Below are 17,513 nucleotides of genomic sequence, written 5' to 3'. Positions count from 1 at the left end.
ATGATTGCCGCATAGGGATGTGCACCATGAGGATATGGCTGATCTGTCACCTTTTTCTGATCCTGTGGGTCGGTGGCGTGCGGGCTGATCTCGGCAAGCTCGAATACCTCACCGAAGAGTATCCGCCCTACAACTACAACGATGAACAGGGGCAGCCCACCGGACTTGCCGTCGAACTGCTGCGAATGGTGTGGCAACATGGCGGAGTCGAGCCACAACCTGTTCGCATCATCCCCTGGGCCCGTGGCTACTACCTGCTGACTCAAAAACCCAACGTGGTGCTCTTCTCCACCGCCCGCACCCAGGCGCGGGAAGCCCTGTTCAAGTGGGTGTGCCCCATCGGCTACTCGGAGTTCATCCTGCTCGGGCACAATTCCCGCCCGCTCACCCTGGACTCGATTGCCGAGATAAGCGACTACAGGATCAGCGCCGTGCGCTCCGATGCCGCCGAACAGCTGCTGCTCAACAACGGCATGGATGACAGCAAGATAATCCCGGCCAACCGCCTGAGCCAGGCGGTGAAGATGCTGGTCTCCGGCCGCGCCGATCTGCTCGCCACCAGCAAGCTGGCCGGCTATGAAGCTATCCGCGAACTCGGTATGCGGGTGGATGACTTCAACGTGGCGTTGCTGCTCAGTGCCGAGCAACTCTGCTACGCCTTCAGCCGCCAGGTGCCCGACAGCGATATCACCCAGTTCCAGCAGGCGCTGACCCGCGTCCTCGCCTCCCGGGAATTTCAGGCCCTGCAGGCCAAATACCTGCCCGAGCCCTGACAGCAACCCCCTCCCCAGCGCCAACCAGAACTTGCCCGGGCTGGCGAAATGCGTCGCCCCGACAACACTTGAGGAGAAGAGTGATTAAGAGGGCGGCGCGACCGGATTGGCAGGCCTGCTGCTTGCCACCCTCGTACAGGCCAGCCCCAAGCTTGGCTTGCTGCATTAGATCACCGAAGAGAACAGCCCTTACAACTACCGGGATGGATCCGGCATGGCCACCGGTTTTGCCGTCGAGCTGCTGCAACGGGTGTGGCAACAAACCGCAACCCCGCCACAACCCATCGATGTGATGCCCTGGGCCAGGGGCTACTCCCAGCTGAGCAAGAGATCCGATGTGGTGCTCTTCTCCGCCGTGCGCACCAGGGCGCGAGATCCCCTGTTCAAATGGGCTTGCCCCATCGACCATGCCAACATAGTGCTGATCGGCCTGACTCATCGCCATATCAATCTCGACAGTCTGGAAGATGCCAAGCACTACATCATCGCCGCCGGACGGGCCGATGTGGGGGAGCAGTTGCTGATCCGCAACGGCTTTCAGGCAGACAGGATGATGACCTCCAACCGTTTCAACCATGCCATCAAGATGCTCACCTCCGGGCGGGCAGATCTGCTCTCGACCAACAAGAACACCTTCTACCAGCGTATCGGGGAGCTGGGGCTCGCTCCCGACCAGTTCAGGGTGCAATGGACACTGAGCGCCGACCCCTTCTGCTACGCCTTCAGCCTCGCGGTGAGCGACCATCTGGTTGCCGAATTCCAGCAGGGCCTTGAGCAGGTGCTGGCCAGCCCGACCTATCCAACGCTGCGGCGCCGCAATTTGCCAGAGTAGTGATTGCCCGAAGCGCGAGCGCCAGAGCAGTGAGCCAAAAGAGGCCTGTGGTGCCAGACATCAGCGCCCAGGCTCTCTCTTGTTGTCAGGAAATCTGACTTGGCCTTGGCGAAATCGGCTCGCTTGCCCACACTGAAACGACGATTCCCTCAAGCAGGATGGCGCTGATGAAACAATGGATTGGATTGATTGGGCTGCTGTTTGCCACCCTCACCCAGGCCAGCCCGGAGCTGGCCAAGCTTCACTACATGACCGAAGAGTACAAACCCTATAACTACACGGACGAGTCAGGCAAACCGGCCGGCTTTGCCGTCGAGCTGCTGCAGCAGGTGTGGCAGAAGACGGGCACCACGCCGCAATCCATCACCGTCATGCCTTGGGCCCGGGGCTACTACCTGCTGACCCAAAAGCCCAATGCGGTGCTCTTCTCCACCGCCCGCACCCAGGCTCGCGATCCCCTGTTCAAATGGGCCTGCCCCATCGGCTACGCCGAGATCGTGCTGGTAGGGCTCACCAGCCGCAATATCGCCATCAACAAGCTGGAGGACGCCAGGGTCTTCAATATCGGGGCGGTGCGGGCCGATGTGGGGGAGCAACTGCTGCTCAACAACGGCTTTGACGAGGGCAGGCTGATGGTCGCCAACCGGCTGCCCCAGGCTCTCAAGATGCTCACCTCGGGACGGGTCGATCTGGTCTCCACCAACAAGACCACCATGGAACTGCTGATCCTGGAACAAAAACTCGATCCCGCCCGCTTCAAGGTGCGCTGGATATTGAGCTCGGAGCAATTCTGCTTCGCCTTCAGCCATCCGGTGAGCGACGAATCCGTCAAAGAATTCCAGACCGGCCTGACCCAGGTGCTGGCCAGCAGCGAATTCCAGCAGTTGTACGGCAAATACTTCCCCGCCCCCTGACAGAGGTGGCACCCGCTTGGGTGCCGCCCTTTCCTTTATCGTTACCCAGTCCCTTTATCCTCAATTCTCACCCTCTCTCTATCGCGGCCCTGCAGCCATCGCCACTCCCAGATCAGAACATCAGCCTGCCAACCGTCCCGCCGAAATGGCGAAATGGCGAAATGGCGAAACACCATGCCCCAAACTTTGCGCCAGCGCAGAAAACCAATCTTTTCTGATAGTTAACTCATCAAATCAATAGATAAGACCGTTCTGGCTCCGTAATATGGGCGCGGGAGTCCGTTGGCCCCGTTCAATTCATGGCAGGGCAAGAGCGCAATGTGGCGGCGACAGTCAGGGGCGGCAGCGTCTTTGGCGGAATTGGGCCGAATTCCCGCCCCTGCGGGTAGGGTGCAATAAGCGGAGCGCATTGCACCGCGGTAACCATCCCCTCTCCCCTTGGGGGAGAGGGTTAGGGTTAGGGTTAGGGGGCACGAGCCTGATTGGCACGGCTCCGCCATGCAGGACACGAGGACTCCGTCCTCGATGGGGTTTCGCCGCCGCTGCGCGGCTTGGCGAGTGACTTTGGAAAGACCCAAAGTCACCAAAGGTCTACTCCCCCACTTGTTCGCCCTCCTACGTCGGGTTCCCTCGGTTCACCCGTTTGTCCCACGGCACGCGCCGATGGGCCATCCATGGCCCAACGGCGCTCGCTCGGCGTCCTGCCTCGCGGCCTGGACAAACGGGCTCACCTCGGCGAACAACAGGGGGCAACACCCAACCCATAGCCCCGAGGAAAATATCAGATACAGGATTCATGCCGATCTGAGATAGAGGTGTAATTCACTTCGTTCATTACACCCTACGATATACACCGATTTCTATTGCATTATTTCCTATCAGACAAGATACATTTTCGAGATTTATATGAGCAACAGCCTAATTGATAACTTGAAATCATTTAACCGCAAAGAGCGGTTTTACCTAATTTGTCAAATGCTGGGGAACCCAGAGTTTCGCATGGATGACAACCAGCTTGATGAGATATCAAAGCTAATCGGTTTCACCATCCCCAGAAAATACTTTGCTGCAATGGATTACCACCTTGACTGGATCTATGCCAGCTTGTACCTCACTAAAAACAACACTGCGAGCTGCGTAGAACGTAATTTCACAGAAGAAAATGGAACTGCAATAGACTATCAAATATCAGGTACTCAAGAGGATGTCGACTTTCTTCTTGCCTTTGTTGACGAAAAGCAAATAACCCACCTTGTGATGATTGAGGCTAAAGGTGATAGCTACTTTAGCAATGGTCAGCTAGATAGCAAAAACAAACGATTTATGGCTATTTTTGGTAACGAAAATACATGGCTCAATGTAAGACCGCACTTTTTAATTTGTAGTCCCAAAGAGCCACAAAAGATAAGCATTGAGGAACCAGCTTATTTTATATTTAACAAAAAATCAGAGCTTACTTGGTTTCCACTCAAGATGGGCGATGGAAAAAACAAGGTCACTCGGGAATTCAGATAATAAGTGCGACACTCATGGATGAATGGCGAGAGGTGGCCAACTGCTGATTGGTGGTACCCTTCTGCTCGCCAAAGTAAAAGCAGTATCACCATGAGCTATCAGCAGTTGACCGAGGGGCAACGATACCAGTTATCGGTGCTTCGCGCACAGGGGATGTCCATCCTTGCCACCGCACGCGCCATTGGCGTTCATCGCTCCACCCTCTACCGGGAGCTGCGTCGTAACGCCGGGCCGCAGGGCTACCAGCCAGACAATGCGCATCAGCACGCCACCCACCGACGGGCCAGTGCGGCCAAATCTCGGCTATCTGCCGATGTCATCCAGTTTGTCGAGCTGACACTCGCCTGGTGGTGGAGCCCGGAGCAGATAAGCGCGGTGGGCAAGCAGATAGGCCTCATGGTGAGTCACGAGTGGATATACCGCCATGTGGCCGCCGACAAAGCCCGGGGTGGCCAGTTGTACCGCCATCTGCGCCAGGGCCACAAGCGCTACCGCAAGGGGGCGAGCAGCCTGCGTTCTCCCATCAAGGAAGCCCGCTCTATTGATGAACGGCCGGCTATCGTCGATAGCCGGGAGCGGCTCGGTGATTGGGAGGCGGACACGGTGCTGGGCAAGCAAGGCACAGGTGCACTGGTCACCCTGGTGGAGCGCAAGAGCCGGCTCTATCTGGTCAAGCGGGTCGCGAGCAAACAGGCTGGGGTGGTGCGGGATGCGATAATCGAGATGTTAACGCCCTACATCGAGCAGGTGCATACCATCACCTTTGACAACGGCGGCGAGTTTGCCGAACACAAGGCGATAGAGGAAGCGCTGGGTGCCGAGACTTACTTTGCGCACCCTTACTCTTCGTGGGAGCGCGGTCTGAACGAGAACAGCAATGGGCTGTTGAGGCAGTTTATCCCAAAGGGAACAGACCTGAGAGAGGTCACGGACGAGGATGTCAGGAGAGCGGAGCAGTGGCTCAACCTACGACCTCGGAAATGTCTCGGATTCAGGCAGCCTGTCAAGGTATTCGAAGAGTACCGTCAGGCGGCATAGGCGAGTGTCGCACTTCGAAGTTGAATTCGCGACTCGATGCAATGAAGACGATAAATCATGTAACGATGGTAAACATTGGAAGGTTGAAAGTCGCTCTTAATCTCCAAACCAAACACTCATGCGAGATAGGGAAAATATGCACGCACGGTCGATTAGCGAAGCGTAATCGTCCGCAGCAACCATCCCTCTTCCCTTGCGGGAGAGGGTTAGGGATTAGGTAACATCATTGCTTGGCGAAATCTCGCCCCATGCCTAAATAGCACGGCTTCGCCGTGCAGGACTCGAGGACTCCGTCCTCAACGGGGTTTCGCCGCCGCTGCGCGGCTTAGCGAGTGACTTTTCTTTGCGTGGCCAAAGAAAAGTCACCAAAAGAAAGGCCACCCCCACTTGTTCGCCCTCCTGCGTCGGGTTCCCTCAGTTCAGGCAAAAGGTCTGGCGGAACGACGCAGACGGTACATCCCTGTACCACCTGCGTCTGCGCCATCGTCCATGACGGCGCTTAGATTGGCCCCTTGAAGATCCAGACACTTCGCCCCTCTTAACTTAAGAGGTAGTCTTGGAACTATGTTCAGTACTAGTCGCAACGAGAAGATGGTCGAAGTGTTAACAGGGGCTGAGCGCCGTCGACGCCGGACTCCGCAGGAAAAGATCTCCATCGTGCAGCAAACCTTTGAGCCCGGTATGACCGTCTCTCATGTCGCTCGCTTGCACGACGTCAACGCCAACCAGCTTTTCAAATGGCGTAAGCAATTCCAGGAAGGGTCTCTCACGGCGATCTCCGCCGGTGAGGATGTTGTTCCAGCCTCAGAGTTGGCTGCTGCCATCAAGCAGATCCGAGAGCTCCAGCGTTTGCTCGGGAAGAAGACCATGGAGAACGAGATCCTCAAAGAAGCCGTGGAGTATGGTCGAGCAAAAAAATGGATAGCGCATGCGCCCTTGTTGCCGGGGGACGACGATTAAGGGCTGTGAGCCAGGCCCTTAATGTATCGCGTGCGCAGCTATCCGTTCGTGTTCATCGAAAACCGGGTTGGCAAGATGGTCGTCATCATCGCCAGCGTGATGATGCAGTCTTACTTGGCCGGATCATGGAGGCGATGGCGGAGCTTCCCTCCTATGGCTATCGCCGAGTCTGGGCGCTGTTACGGCGTCAGTCAGAGGCAACACGACAGCCTGTGGTAAACGCCAAGCGTGTATATCGTGTCATGCGCGATCATGGCCTGCTGCTGGAAAGAAAACCGGCGGCACCATTGACCCAACGGGCACATAAGGGGCGTGTTGCCGCCAAGGAGAGCAATCGACGGTGGTGCTCGGATGGCTTCGAGTTTCGCTGCGATAACGGTGAAAAACTACGGGTCACGTTCGCCATGGATTGCTGCGATAGGGAAGCGTTGGACTGGGCCGCCAGCACAGGAGGTTACGATAGCGACACGGTGCAAGATGTCATGCTGCGGTCTGTCGAACGTCGCTTTGGGGATTCGTTGCCAGCATCACCGGTGGAATGGTTGACTGATAATGGCTCGGCGTATCGAGCCCATGAGACCCGCGCGTTTGCACGAGAAATCGGGTTGGAGCCCAGAACGACAGCAGTGAGAAGCCCACAGAGCAACGGTATAGCGGAGAGCTTCGTGAAGACGATGAAGCGAGACTATATCGAGATGATGCCAAAACCGGATAGCCGAACAGCGGTAGGCAATTTGGCTATCGCGTTTGAGCATTATAACGAGCACCACCCGCACAGCGCCTTGGGATACCGTTCACCCCGGGAATTTCTGCGCAGTCGGGTATCACAACCCTAAGCGGGAAAAAGTGTCTGGATCTATGGGGTCAAATCCAGCGCTCCTGACCTTGTGCCCTCACCTCGGCGAACAACAGGGGGAAACACCCAACCCGCAGCCCCGAGGCCAATTAACAGCGTCGGTCTATGTCTATTCGAGGCTGTGATCGGGAGAATAGTTATCTCCCACCCGATATACTACCATTATCGGGAATGCCATTATATTAATGGCTCGATAGCTATCATCTGCATCTATAAAGATCTATTTATACAAGGCAATCATCAATGAGCAGTTCTAAAGTCAAACCAGAATCAAATTTCGGTCTATTTATCAAAAAAGCCACTCCTGTTTTTTTACTCGGCCATATATATGTATTTTACTTGATATTCACATATGATGTATCTACATACGCGGTTCAGATGCATATTATGAACTACCTTTTCCTTTTACTCTGGCCATTGATAAACATTGTTGCAGCATTAGCTTTATTAGTTACCATGCGCTGGAAGTATTTTTTCATCAATACAATACTTTGTGTCATAGCGATCTTTTCACCTATGTACTTGTCTCACTATCTTAGGTAACAAATTGTAGAGGAGATAGGTGAAGCACTATTGCACGCCTAAATGGTGCTGCGCGGCTGAGAGAGTGATTTTGGAAAGACCCACTCTCTTTGGCAAATAACACCAAAGGTCTTATCCCCCACTTGCTCGCCTTTCTTCATCGGAAGCACCGGTTCACCCGTTTGCCACACGGCCAGCACCGACTTAAATATATTTAAATCTAAAAACAATGAGGTTTTATGAAGTATCTGTTCGCTTTTATTCTTTCATTATTTTTAAATACAGCACTTGCAGAGGAACCGGGTCAAGAGCATATCACTTCAAAGGTAATTGGTGAGGCTATGGGGGATTTGGACAAAGATGGTATCGATGAAAAAGTCATTGTTCTGGATACTGGGTTGGACGGTGAAATAGGAACACAAAGAACACTGCTTATATATAAAAAGAAACAAGATAAGTGGGCCTTATGGCACTCTTCGCAAGGGCCAATATTAGATAGTGCTCATGGTGGCATGATGGGGGATCCATTCATCAGCGTTGAGATACAACGAGGGGCTATCGTCATTGATCATTTTGGTGGTAGCCGTCAGAAGTGGAGTTACACTCATAGATATCGTTTTAATAATAAAGCATGGTATCTAATTGGTGCCACAATAAATTATGGAGCACCATGCGAAGGTTTCTTTAACTTCGACTTCAATGTAATGACAGGAAAAGCCATTTATAAAACATATCAAGATGGTTGCATTGATGAAGAGGTTGCATCAAATTTCAAAACTGAACAGAAAGAGATCTCCGTCCCCGTTACTAAGCCTATTGACATGGATGGGTTCTATCCAGGCTCGAACAAACTGGACATAAAAAAAATTGAGAAAGAAATTTATTACTAGCCTCTCAATTAAAAACTACCATGTTAATAACCGGCCCGCAATCCGAGTAAAATGTCAAATACGGGGTGAAAAACGAGTGACTAGCTACATCCTGTGTGATCCGGTTTGGAAATAGAGGTGTAATTCACTTCGTTCATTACATCCTACGAGGCCAATCGTCAGCTATCAAGAACCAACCATTTATTATGAAGAAAATTTATTATTACATCCGCAATAATTATAAACTATAAAAATTTCAAGAATATAAACTATATCAGCCTTAGTAATGAAAATAATTTCTCTGCACTCATTGGTGAAAATGGTGTTGGTAAAAGCAGCCTACTGTCAGCTATTAACGACTTTTTAAATAAACATGATATCGATGATATAGATGTAAACTTCGAAACAAGAAATAAAGGTTATGCAGGTAGCAGGGCGAGAGCGTGAACATATTGTTAAATTGACTTCAATTCAGCCAGCCCTGAATCCAATACCTTTTCCAGATATGGGCTGCTCATGCCCGCAAATTGCTGCTTCTTCCGCAAGCTTGCCTTACGGCTGGTTTCGGCTCGCAGCATGTTTTGCGCCATGTGTCGTGCACAGGCCAATATTTGAGGGGCATCACCTCGATATATCTGGCAGGCATCCTCATTCATCACGACATCCAGAACCCAGTGCAGGCTATTTTCAATTGCCCAGTGCCCTCGTACCGCTGAAGCAAACTGCTCTGGTGTCAGTTCAGCCGAGCTGATGTAGTAGCGATACTCCATCGAAAATTTTTCCATATTTTCAATTCGATAGGATATTGCGACACCGACAGTCTTCAGCGATTTCCACTCTGGAAATTGCTCTGATAGTGCTCCGGCTGGTAACACATGGTACTCGCGGCCATCGATGCGACCGTGCTCTTTCTCGACACTGAGCGTTTCTTCACTCAGCGGCTTCTTGGTCGACTCGGCCAGAGCTGCGCGTACTGCATTATGCAGTGTGGGCTGGTTACCTTTTACCGCCAGCAAGTAGTCGCCACCGCCCTTGACTATGGTTGAGGCTATTCCAGTCTGGCAGCCCATGGCATCGATGGATACCAGGCAGCCTTTTATATCGAGGAGTGCCAGTAATTCAGGAATGGCGGTGATTTCGTTAGATTTCTCATCTGTTTTGACTTGCCCGAGCACCAGACGATTCTCAGCGGCAAAGGCACTGACCATATGAATGGTAGACTGACGACTGTCTCGGTCGTAAGAGCTGCGTAAGGTCTTGCCGTCAATGGCAATCAGCTCACCATCGGTACGTTCTGATGTTGCTTGCATCCAGCGGACGAAGGCGTTCTGGAATTGCTCCGGTTGAATACGGGAGATGATCCTGGCTATGGTGTCGTGAACAGGTAATCCGTTATGAAACAATCCATTACGCTGAAACCATTCCAGATGTGCCTCGCCGAAAAGCTCGATATCTTCCCAACCTTGAGCTCCACCAATAGCAGCACAGACGGTGAGAAAAACCACATCGAAGAAGGGGTACGCGATTTTGGTTGTCTGACGAGGGTCTTCAAGTTCGGAGAAGAATTGGGTAAATGCCGCTTGATGGTTCATGACGAAACTCCCGTAAAAGAGAGTATAAGATCACACCCTGTTCGGTCGGTCAAATCCTCGTGCCCTGCTTAAAAAACGTTCGCGATCTTGCCCTGATGCAGGTAGAGAGCCATACATCACTTTACTTTTTATGATAAAGAAGTCTGAGCTACCAAGAGATTCTCAGCTTAAAAAATGCTTTAGTATAATTAGTGATATAACAAACCAAATTGAAATTGAAAGTGAAGATTTCAATTCATCTCAAATTAAATTCGCAACACAATTTTGTGAACATAGAGATATTTTATTTAAACACTTAAACAAAGATGAATATTACTTAATTCCAATTGGGCTAATAAAAAGAGAACCAAAAAGACAATCCGATTTATTCTTGGGAATCTTTGACAGTATTCCCGACTACGAACAGAGAATAAAAGATGAGTCAGGTTATGAAAGCAAAGAAAGTGCTCTTAAAGATGTCTATGAAAAGATAAAAAGCTCTTATGACTATCTTTATATACCATCTGATATTGAAATTAGTGAATATTCTAGATTAGAAAGTAACACGTTACAGTTTTTATTAGGTCAACAACTTGAAAATACTATCAAGGAGATTGTTGACGATGCATTCATAAGAAAAATAAATGAAGACTTGAATGCTTACCTTAATACTTTATCAGAACAACTTAATAAGTATAAGTTTAAACGCCCCTCGAAGCGGCAGAGTCAATTCAATCGAAGCCATTTAAGCCAAAAAATCATAGAAACGTATTTTTCAGACAAAACACTTAGCTATTGTGAGGATGGTGTAAATTTAGTACCAGTATCCCATTTAAGCTCAGGAGAAAAAAGAAAAGCTTTAATTGATGTAATCAAATCATTTCTAAATATGAATATAAACACATTATTTAAAACAACGATCATAGCTATAGACGAACCTGAGATTTCGTTACATGCATCATCTTGTTTTGAGCAGTTTGAAAAACTGGAAAATATAGCCGAGCAAGGAATACAGACCATTATAACAACTCATTGGTATGGATTTATGCCTGTTGTTTCTAAAGGTTCTGCAACATACATATCATCCTCTAATGAAACTGCATTATTAGATCTCAAGAGATTTAGAGAAGATATTCGAGCAATTAAAGTCAAAACTCAAGGAAAAATGCCAGACACTATTGAAGTAAAAGGCATCCACGATTTAGTTCAATCTATCTTACTATCTATCACAAATGGGAATAGTTACAAGTGGATAATATGTGAGGGTTCATCGGACAAAATATATCTTGATAAATATCTTGAAGAGCATGAAGTAAGAGTTTTAGCCGTTGGTGGTTCCCCCCAAGTAAAAAAGATATACGAATATTTAAACCTAGCAATCGATAGTGATTTAAATAGTGTAAAAGGAGCAGCTCTTTTTATCGTTGATACAGATGAAAGAACCTCTAACGACAGAGTCAACACCCCAAGGTCTAAAAATATCAACATAAAACGGCTCATCAATACAAGTCATGAAACAGAATTGATAGATATCAATTCTGACATAACAAACCCACCCACAGAAATTGAAGACTGCCTTGATGCAAAGCTTTTCATAGAGACTTTAATACAACAGTCAGTAGAAAGTGACGTGATCTATAATGTAATTCCAGATCTCCTGAAAAACATAGATCAAAGTAAACCATCAGGTTTAGCGTTTGACTATAGACAAACTCAAAGAAATGCAATGAATGAATTTTTTTCAATTCCAGGTAAAAAAGTAGACTTTGCGACAAATTATATAAAGAGTGTGACTCCATCGAATAACTTACCATGGTTAAAGCATGTTTTTAAACTACTAGATTTATAAATCAAACCTATATTGCCACCAATAAAAGAGAACTATATGAACCGAACATTAATATTAAGCGTTAGTATTATTCTATCTGCATCAATTTTTAGCATTGACAAGATAAATAACTATATCGACTCAAAGAACATTCTCCCATTGGTATCTGGTAAGGTTAGACTGGGAAAGGTGTATAGAGAAAATGTAACCTCCACATATGAAGTCACATTGGATGGTTCTAAAGAGCCCATAATTTCTATAAATGCAAAAACTACAGACCTGCGGGAATTCAGATAATAAGTGCGACACTCATGGATGAATGGCGAGAGGTGGCCAACTGCTGATTGGTGGTACCCTTCTGCTCGCCAAAGTAAAAGCAGTATCACCATGAGCTATCAGCAGTTGACCGAGGGGCAACGATACCAGTTATCGGTGCTTCGCGCACAGGGGATGTCCATCCTTGCCACCGCACGCGCCATTGGCGTTCATCGCTCCACCCTCTACCGGGAGCTGCGTCGTAACGCCGGGCCGCAGGGCTACCAGCCAGACAATGCGCATCAGCACGCCACCCACCGACGGGCCAGTGCGGCCAAATCTCGGCTATCTGCCGATGTCATCCAGTTTGTCGAGCTGACACTCGCCTGGTGGTGGAGCCCGGAGCAGATAAGCGCGGTGGGCAAGCAGATAGGCCTCATGGTGAGTCACGAGTGGATATACCGCCATGTGGCCGCCGACAAAGCCCGGGGTGGCCAGTTGTACCGCCATCTGCGCCAGGGCCACAAGCGCTACCGCAAGGGGGCGAGCAGCCTGCGTTCTCCCATCAAGGAAGCCCGCTCTATTGATGAACGGCCGGCTATCGTCGATAGCCGGGAGCGGCTCGGTGATTGGGAGGCGGACACGGTGCTGGGCAAGCAAGGCACAGGTGCACTGGTCACCCTGGTGGAGCGCAAGAGCCGGCTCTATCTGGTCAAGCGGGTCGCGAGCAAACAGGCTGGGGTGGTGCGGGATGCGATAATCGAGATGTTAACGCCCTACATCGAGCAGGTGCATACCATCACCTTTGACAACGGCGGCGAGTTTGCCGAACACAAGGCGATAGAGGAAGCGCTGGGTGCCGAGACTTACTTTGCGCACCCTTACTCTTCGTGGGAGCGCGGTCTGAACGAGAACAGCAATGGGCTGTTGAGGCAGTTTATCCCAAAGGGAACAGACCTGAGAGAGGTCACGGACGAGGATGTCAGGAGAGCGGAGCAGTGGCTCAACCTACGACCTCGGAAATGTCTCGGATTCAGGCAGCCTGTCAAGGTATTCGAAGAGTACCGTCAGGCGGCATAGGCGAGTGTCGCACTTCGAAGTTGAATTCGCGCTATACAACAGGGTATATGACGATTTTACGCAAACACTTGAACAAGTGAATGAAGAGCGTAAAAATGAGAAAAAGGAAGAACTTTCACATGATAATGCTTCATGGAACAAAAATGCACATATAAAAATTACCACACAAGTTACTTACCAGTCCGAATTTCAACCAAATTTCGTTCTTACAATTGATGAAACAAACATAGAGCATATAGTAAATGACAAATCATCGAAGACCATCATAGGTTATATTGAAGAGCTGAAAAGTTATGCTTCCAGAATGGAATCAAAATATGAATTACAAAATTCATTCATAAATTAAATCTTCTAAAAAAACGCAACTCAAGGCTGCAGTTTTTATTCTATTCCCCCAACCCCTTACACTGCTCTCCCCTTTAAGTGGAAAAGGCGATTAACATGAACGCTAAAGCCACGGGCGGGCACGGTATTGGTTCCCCCTGCAAACCGCCGAGTCGAGTTCAACGGGTCAGGAGCGCCATCAGGGATGATGGCGCAGCCGCAGCCGGCACAGGGATGTGCCGTCTGCGACGCTCCGTCCGACCCGTTGGACGAGAGGAGGGAACCCGAGAGGAGGGAACCCGCGAAGCGGGCGGTTTGTCGGGGGAGAAGACCTTTGGTGACTTTGGGTCTTTCCAAAGTCACTCGCCCCAGCCCGGAGGGCGGGCGAAACCCCTTCGAGGGCAAAGCCCTCGCATCCTGCATGGCAAAGCCATGCCATCCAGGAGAGAGGGAAGGTGCCAGCCCTCAGACAGGCCACAAACAAAAACCGCAGCCCAATGGCTGCGGTTTTTTATTGGCTCAACCTGTTGGCACCAGACGCCAACAAGGCCACCGACCTTAGGCGCGGCGCCAGCTGGTCTTGCCGGCGCTGTCTTCCAGCACGATACCCATCTCGGTGAGACGGTTGCGGGCGGCATCCGCCGCGGCCCAGTTCTTGTCGGCACGGGCCTGATTGCGCTCGGCGATCAGACGTTCGATTTCGGCCACTTCGTCGTCCGCTTCGTCACCCTTCAAGAAGGCGTCCGGATCCTGCTGCAGGATGCCAAGCACGGCGCCCAGCTCGCGCAGACGGGCACCGAGGCCAGCGGCAACGGCCATGTCTTCGGCCTTCTGGCGGTTGATCTCGCGCACCAGGTCGAACAGGGCGGAGTAGGCTTCCGGGGTGTTGAAGTCGTCATCCATGGCCTCAACAAAACGGGCCACCTGCTCGTCGCCACCGGCAGCGGCGGCTTCAGGCAGATCGCGCAGGGCGGTGTACATGCGCTCCAGCGCGGCGCGGGCTTGCTTCAGGTTATCTTCCGAGTAGTTGAGCTGGCTGCGGTAGTGGCCGGACATCAGGAAGTAGCGGACGGTTTCCGGATCGTAGTGCGCCAGCACATCGCGAATGGTGAAGAAGTTGCCAAGGGACTTGGACATCTTCTCTTTATCCACCATCACCATGCCGCTGTGCATCCAGGTGTTGACGTAGTCGCCACCGTGGGCGCAGCAGGACTGGGCGATCTCGTTCTCGTGGTGGGGGAACTGCAGATCGGAGCCACCGCCATGGATGTCGAAGTGGTTGCCCAGGTGCTTGGAGTTCATGGCAGAGCACTCGATGTGCCAGCCGGGGCGGCCCGGGCCCCAGGGGCTGTCCCAGGTCGGCTCGCCGGGCTTGGACATCTTCCACAGCACGAAGTCCAAGGGGTTGCGCTTGGCATCCACCACGTCGACGCGGGCACCGGCTTGCAGCTGCTCCAGATCCTGGCCGGAGAGCTGGCCATAGTCGGCATAGGACTCGACGATGAACATGACATCGCCGTTGTCAGCCACGTAGGCGTGGCCCTTGTCCAGCAGGGATTGCACCAGTTCGATGATCTCACCGATGTGCTGGGTGGCACGCGGCTCGATATCCGGACGTACCATGCCGAGGGCATCGAAGTCGGCATGCATGTCGCCAATCAGGCGCTCGGTCAGCTCGTCACAGGTGACGCGGGTTTCGGCGGCGCGTTTGATGATCTTGTCATCCACGTCGGTGATGTTGCGCACATAAGTGAGATCGTAACCGGCGTAGCGCAGGTAACGAGCGACCACGTCGAAGGCGACAAAGGTGCGGCCGTGGCCGATATGACAGTGATCGTAGATGGTGACACCACACACATACATGCCCACCTTGCCCGGGTGGATAGGTTTGAATTCTTCTTTTTGACGAGTGAGTGTGTTGTATATCTTCAGCATCTTATAACCACTGCCTGTGTGTAAAATGGTTGGTCATAATACCCCGTTCGACCAGAGAAAACGAGCCGGATCCCGCCTGCCATCTATGTCTTGGCGCCAGATGCACTATGCCCGCCGCCCCTGATGGGCTAGAATTGCCACCACTTTATGCCATACACCCGCGGGCCTGCCTGGCTCGCTACAAAACGAAGGGACAACTCATGGTCACTCTGCATACCAATCACGGCGACATCACCCTCACCCTGAATGCTGAAAAAGCCCCGGAAACCGTGGCCAACTTCCTGCAATACTGCCGTGACGGTCACTATGACAACACCATCTTCCACCGCGTGATCGACGGCTTCATGATCCAGGGCGGCGGCTATGCCCCGGGCTTTGAAGAGAAAGACACCCGCGCTCCGATCAAGAACGAAGCGGCCAACGGCCTGTCCAACAAGATTGGCACCATCGCCATGGCCCGCACCATGGAGCCGCACTCCGCCAGCGCCCAGTTCTTCATCAACGTGAACAACAACGACTTCCTCGACTTCAAATCCGCCACCACCCAGGGCTACGGCTACTGTGTATTCGGTGAAGTGACTGCGGGCATGGACGTGGTCAACAAGATCAAGGGCGTCAAGACCGGCAACTACGGTCGCATCCATCAGGACGTACCGGTTGAAGACGTGGTGATCACCAAGGTGACCCTTGCCGAGTGATCTCTGCCGGCCAGGCACTGACAAAACTGCGGCCCCGGCCGCAGTTTTTCCATCTGCCGCCCCAAACTGGCGCCACCTCGACTATCTGGCCCATGGCAACCCGCGCCAGCGCTCCGCCCACGCCCTGTTAAGTAACGGCCTGTGGACGCGCTTGCAAGAGCTGTGCAGCGACGTGGCCATGGTCAGTACCCTCGCCATCGGACTGGAGCGGCCGGGTAGCGATCTCGATATCCTCTGCCAGCATCCGCTGCCAGCTAACCTTGCCGCTCAGCTGCGCGAGCAAGGGTGGCTGGCGAGCGACAAGGGGGAAGACGTCTGGCTGCTGGAGCGACTTTTTGCCGGCCCGGACGGGCACTCCTGGCCGGTGGAGCTCTATGTCACGCCGGCAGCGGTCGAGACTCTCAACGGCTGGCGCCACCTCACCCTGATGGCCGCCCTGCTGGCGCACTTTGGGGATGATTTTTATCAGGCGGTGCTGCGTCTGCGCTTGGAAGAAGGCCTCAAAGGAGAGGCGGCCATCTGCCGCCTGCTGGGGCTGGCCAGCGACCCTTACGAGGCGCTGCTGACCCTGGAGGGATGCAACCTGGCCACACTCAGGTGGCAGCGGATGCCTGATCCTGCCCGGCCAGCGGTTGTCCAGACACCGCCATCAGCCCTTGCCAGTCCCGAAACAGCCGTTCATTGCCCCTCCCCGGATCCGACCCTGAGCACCGACACGCCACCATGAGCACCCTCTTTATCAGTGACATTCACCTGTGCGCCCAGCGGCCCGACATGACGGCGGCGTTAGTGCACTTTCTCGAGCACGACGCCGTCGGCGCCGATGCCCTCTATGTGCTGGGGGATCTGTTTGAATTCTGGATTGGCGACGATGATCCCAACCCGCTCCACCAGACCATCGCCGACGCGTTTTTGGCCCTGAGCCAGCAAAACGTGCCCATCTACTTTATTCACGGCAACCGCGACTTTCTGCTGGGTCAGCAGTATGCCAAGCGCGCCGGCATGACATTGCTGGGGGATCCTTGCGTCATTGAGCTCTATGGCGAGCGGGTGGTGCTGAGTCACGGGGATCTGCTCTGCACCCTGGATGAGGGGTATCAGAAGTTTCGCCGCATCACCCAGCTCAAATGGCTGCGCTGGCTCTTTCTGCGCCTGCCGCTCCCCCGCCGTCAGGCCATTGCCCACAAGATGCGCGGCCAAAGCCAGATGGAAAATGCGTACAAGAGCCAGAGCATCATGGACGTGACGCCCGCAGCGGTGGACACCATGCTGCGCAGCCACGACTGCCGGATGATGATCCATGGCCACACCCACAGACCCGCCATCCACGACTTTACCCTGGACGGCACGCCTGCCCGGCGCATCGTGCTGGGGGACTGGTTCGAGCAAGGGTCTGTGCTGGTCTGCCGCCCGGGCGAGCAACGGCTGGAGCAGCGCCCCCTCCCCCAGGCAGACACTGCATCGCAGGGATAAGCGAGCATTTACCCGCGCAGGCCAAAAGCGTGCGCGCCACATAACGAAAGAGGCCATGACCCCGACGGGT

General features: G+C 52.5%; 15 protein-coding genes and 1 pseudogene. 14 read left to right on the top strand and 2 right to left on the bottom strand.

The window, feature by feature from the left end; genetic code table 11:
- Window positions 1-26 precede the first annotated feature (26 nt).
- The 8 genes and pseudogenes from MRK42_RS08160 (at window position 27) to MRK42_RS08125 (ending at window position 8,726) form a co-directional block, all read left to right on the top strand.
- Complete coding sequence (locus MRK42_RS08160) at window positions 27-773, top strand: transporter substrate-binding domain-containing protein (RefSeq protein ID WP_338612150.1); 747 nt, start codon at window positions 27-29, stop codon at window positions 771-773.
- A gap of 106 nt (window positions 774-879) precedes the next feature.
- A pseudogene (locus tag MRK42_RS08155) lies at window positions 880-1,605 on the top strand (transporter substrate-binding domain-containing protein).
- A gap of 167 nt (window positions 1,606-1,772) precedes the next feature.
- A complete protein-coding gene (locus MRK42_RS08150) occupies window positions 1,773-2,519 on the top strand; it encodes a transporter substrate-binding domain-containing protein (protein ID WP_338612149.1) in 747 nt (248 codons plus the stop codon).
- A gap of 906 nt (window positions 2,520-3,425) precedes the next feature.
- Entirely contained in the window at window positions 3,426-4,034 is a 609-nt protein-coding gene (locus MRK42_RS08145; RefSeq protein WP_354689011.1) for a hypothetical protein, read from the top strand.
- Window positions 4,035-4,124: 90 nt separating this feature from the next.
- Window positions 4,125-5,072 carry an IS30-like element ISAs2 family transposase gene (locus tag MRK42_RS08140; RefSeq protein ID WP_019706001.1) on the top strand — a complete coding sequence of 316 codons (948 nt, stop codon included), beginning with the start codon at window positions 4,125-4,127 and terminating at the stop codon, window positions 5,070-5,072.
- Between the two features lie 591 nt (window positions 5,073-5,663).
- Window positions 5,664-6,868, top strand: a protein-coding gene (locus tag MRK42_RS08135; protein WP_124813808.1) for an IS3-like element ISAs17 family transposase whose coding sequence is annotated in 2 segments (ribosomal slippage) — window positions 5,664-5,982 and window positions 5,982-6,868 — 1,206 coding nt in all. Because the reading frame shifts where the segments join, the coding sequence is not laid out codon by codon here.
- A gap of 781 nt (window positions 6,869-7,649) precedes the next feature.
- Window positions 7,650-8,300, top strand: coding sequence for a hypothetical protein (locus MRK42_RS08130; protein WP_338612147.1), 651 nt, complete (start codon window positions 7,650-7,652; stop codon window positions 8,298-8,300).
- 198 nt (window positions 8,301-8,498) lie between these two features.
- A complete protein-coding gene (locus MRK42_RS08125; protein ID WP_354689048.1) occupies window positions 8,499-8,726 on the top strand; it encodes an AAA family ATPase in 228 nt (75 codons plus the stop codon).
- 8 nt (window positions 8,727-8,734) lie between these two features.
- Here the strand turns inward: MRK42_RS08125 and MRK42_RS08120 are convergent, their stop codons facing one another.
- Window positions 8,735-9,871, bottom strand: coding sequence for an ISAs1 family transposase (locus tag MRK42_RS08120; protein WP_024943479.1), 1,137 nt, complete (start codon window positions 9,869-9,871; stop codon window positions 8,735-8,737).
- Between the two features lie 130 nt (window positions 9,872-10,001).
- Between MRK42_RS08120 and MRK42_RS08115 the strand changes: the two genes are divergently transcribed.
- The 3 genes from MRK42_RS08115 to MRK42_RS08105 all read left to right on the top strand — a co-directional run bounded on the left by MRK42_RS08115 (window position 10,002) and on the right by MRK42_RS08105 (window position 13,359).
- Window positions 10,002-11,699, top strand: coding sequence for an AAA family ATPase (locus MRK42_RS08115; protein ID WP_354689010.1), 1,698 nt, complete (start codon window positions 10,002-10,004; stop codon window positions 11,697-11,699).
- A 366-nt stretch (window positions 11,700-12,065) separates the two neighbouring features.
- On the top strand, window positions 12,066-13,013 hold the full coding sequence (locus MRK42_RS08110) for an IS30-like element ISAs2 family transposase (protein ID WP_019706001.1): 948 nt from the start codon (window positions 12,066-12,068) through the stop codon (window positions 13,011-13,013).
- Between the two features lie 4 nt (window positions 13,014-13,017).
- Entirely contained in the window at window positions 13,018-13,359 is a 342-nt protein-coding gene (locus tag MRK42_RS08105; RefSeq protein ID WP_354689009.1) for a hypothetical protein, read from the top strand.
- Window positions 13,360-13,895: 536 nt separating this feature from the next.
- On the opposite strand, the gene cysS is transcribed toward MRK42_RS08105, so the two are convergent.
- A complete protein-coding gene (gene cysS / locus MRK42_RS08100) occupies window positions 13,896-15,272 on the bottom strand; it encodes a cysteine--tRNA ligase (RefSeq protein ID WP_042028812.1) in 1,377 nt (458 codons plus the stop codon).
- A 200-nt stretch (window positions 15,273-15,472) separates the two neighbouring features.
- Between cysS and MRK42_RS08095 the strand changes: the two genes are divergently transcribed.
- Genes MRK42_RS08095 through MRK42_RS08085 form a run of 3 tightly spaced genes read left to right on the top strand, consistent with a single transcriptional unit; the run spans window position 15,473 to window position 17,443 of the window.
- Window positions 15,473-15,970 carry a peptidylprolyl isomerase gene (locus MRK42_RS08095; RefSeq protein ID WP_026457729.1) on the top strand — a complete coding sequence of 166 codons (498 nt, stop codon included), beginning with the start codon at window positions 15,473-15,475 and terminating at the stop codon, window positions 15,968-15,970.
- Window positions 15,960-16,697 (top strand): DUF4269 domain-containing protein, encoded by a 738-nt coding sequence (locus MRK42_RS08090; protein WP_338612145.1) that lies wholly within the window; start codon window positions 15,960-15,962, stop codon window positions 16,695-16,697. Before MRK42_RS08095 ends, MRK42_RS08090 begins: the two co-directional genes overlap by 11 nt.
- Entirely contained in the window at window positions 16,694-17,443 is a 750-nt protein-coding gene (locus MRK42_RS08085; RefSeq protein ID WP_338612144.1) for a UDP-2,3-diacylglucosamine diphosphatase, read from the top strand. The genes MRK42_RS08090 and MRK42_RS08085 overlap by 4 nt, the downstream gene beginning before the upstream one ends.
- Window positions 17,444-17,513: the final 70 nt, after the last annotated feature.

The organism is Aeromonas sp. 19NY04SH05-1 (assembly GCF_040581895.1).
Lineage (GTDB): Bacteria > Pseudomonadota > Gammaproteobacteria > Enterobacterales > Aeromonadaceae > Aeromonas > Aeromonas enteropelogenes.
Note: the sequence above shows the minus strand (reverse complement) of the source record. Positions and strands in the feature narration are given on the sequence as shown.

What these genes read in the sequence shown, in the direction of transcription:
- MRK42_RS08150 (WP_338612149.1), top strand. Translation starts at nt 1,773, where the DNA reads ATGAAACAATGGATTGGATTGATTGGGCTGCTGTTTGCCACCCTCACC.
- MRK42_RS08120 (WP_024943479.1), bottom strand. Translation starts at nt 9,871, where the DNA reads ATGAACCATCAAGCGGCATTTACCCAATTCTTCTCCGAACTTGAAGAC.
- MRK42_RS08140 (WP_019706001.1), top strand. Translation starts at nt 4,125, where the DNA reads ATGAGCTATCAGCAGTTGACCGAGGGGCAACGATACCAGTTATCGGTG.
- MRK42_RS08085 (WP_338612144.1), top strand. Translation starts at nt 16,694, where the DNA reads ATGAGCACCCTCTTTATCAGTGACATTCACCTGTGCGCCCAGCGGCCC.
- MRK42_RS08160 (WP_338612150.1), top strand. Translation starts at nt 27, where the DNA reads ATGAGGATATGGCTGATCTGTCACCTTTTTCTGATCCTGTGGGTCGGT.
- MRK42_RS08115 (WP_354689010.1), top strand. Translation starts at nt 10,002, where the DNA reads ATGATAAAGAAGTCTGAGCTACCAAGAGATTCTCAGCTTAAAAAATGC.
- MRK42_RS08145 (WP_354689011.1), top strand. Translation starts at nt 3,426, where the DNA reads ATGAGCAACAGCCTAATTGATAACTTGAAATCATTTAACCGCAAAGAG.
- MRK42_RS08095 (WP_026457729.1), top strand. Translation starts at nt 15,473, where the DNA reads ATGGTCACTCTGCATACCAATCACGGCGACATCACCCTCACCCTGAAT.
- cysS (WP_042028812.1), bottom strand. Translation starts at nt 15,272, where the DNA reads ATGCTGAAGATATACAACACACTCACTCGTCAAAAAGAAGAATTCAAA.
- MRK42_RS08130 (WP_338612147.1), top strand. Translation starts at nt 7,650, where the DNA reads ATGAAGTATCTGTTCGCTTTTATTCTTTCATTATTTTTAAATACAGCA.
- MRK42_RS08110 (WP_019706001.1), top strand. Translation starts at nt 12,066, where the DNA reads ATGAGCTATCAGCAGTTGACCGAGGGGCAACGATACCAGTTATCGGTG.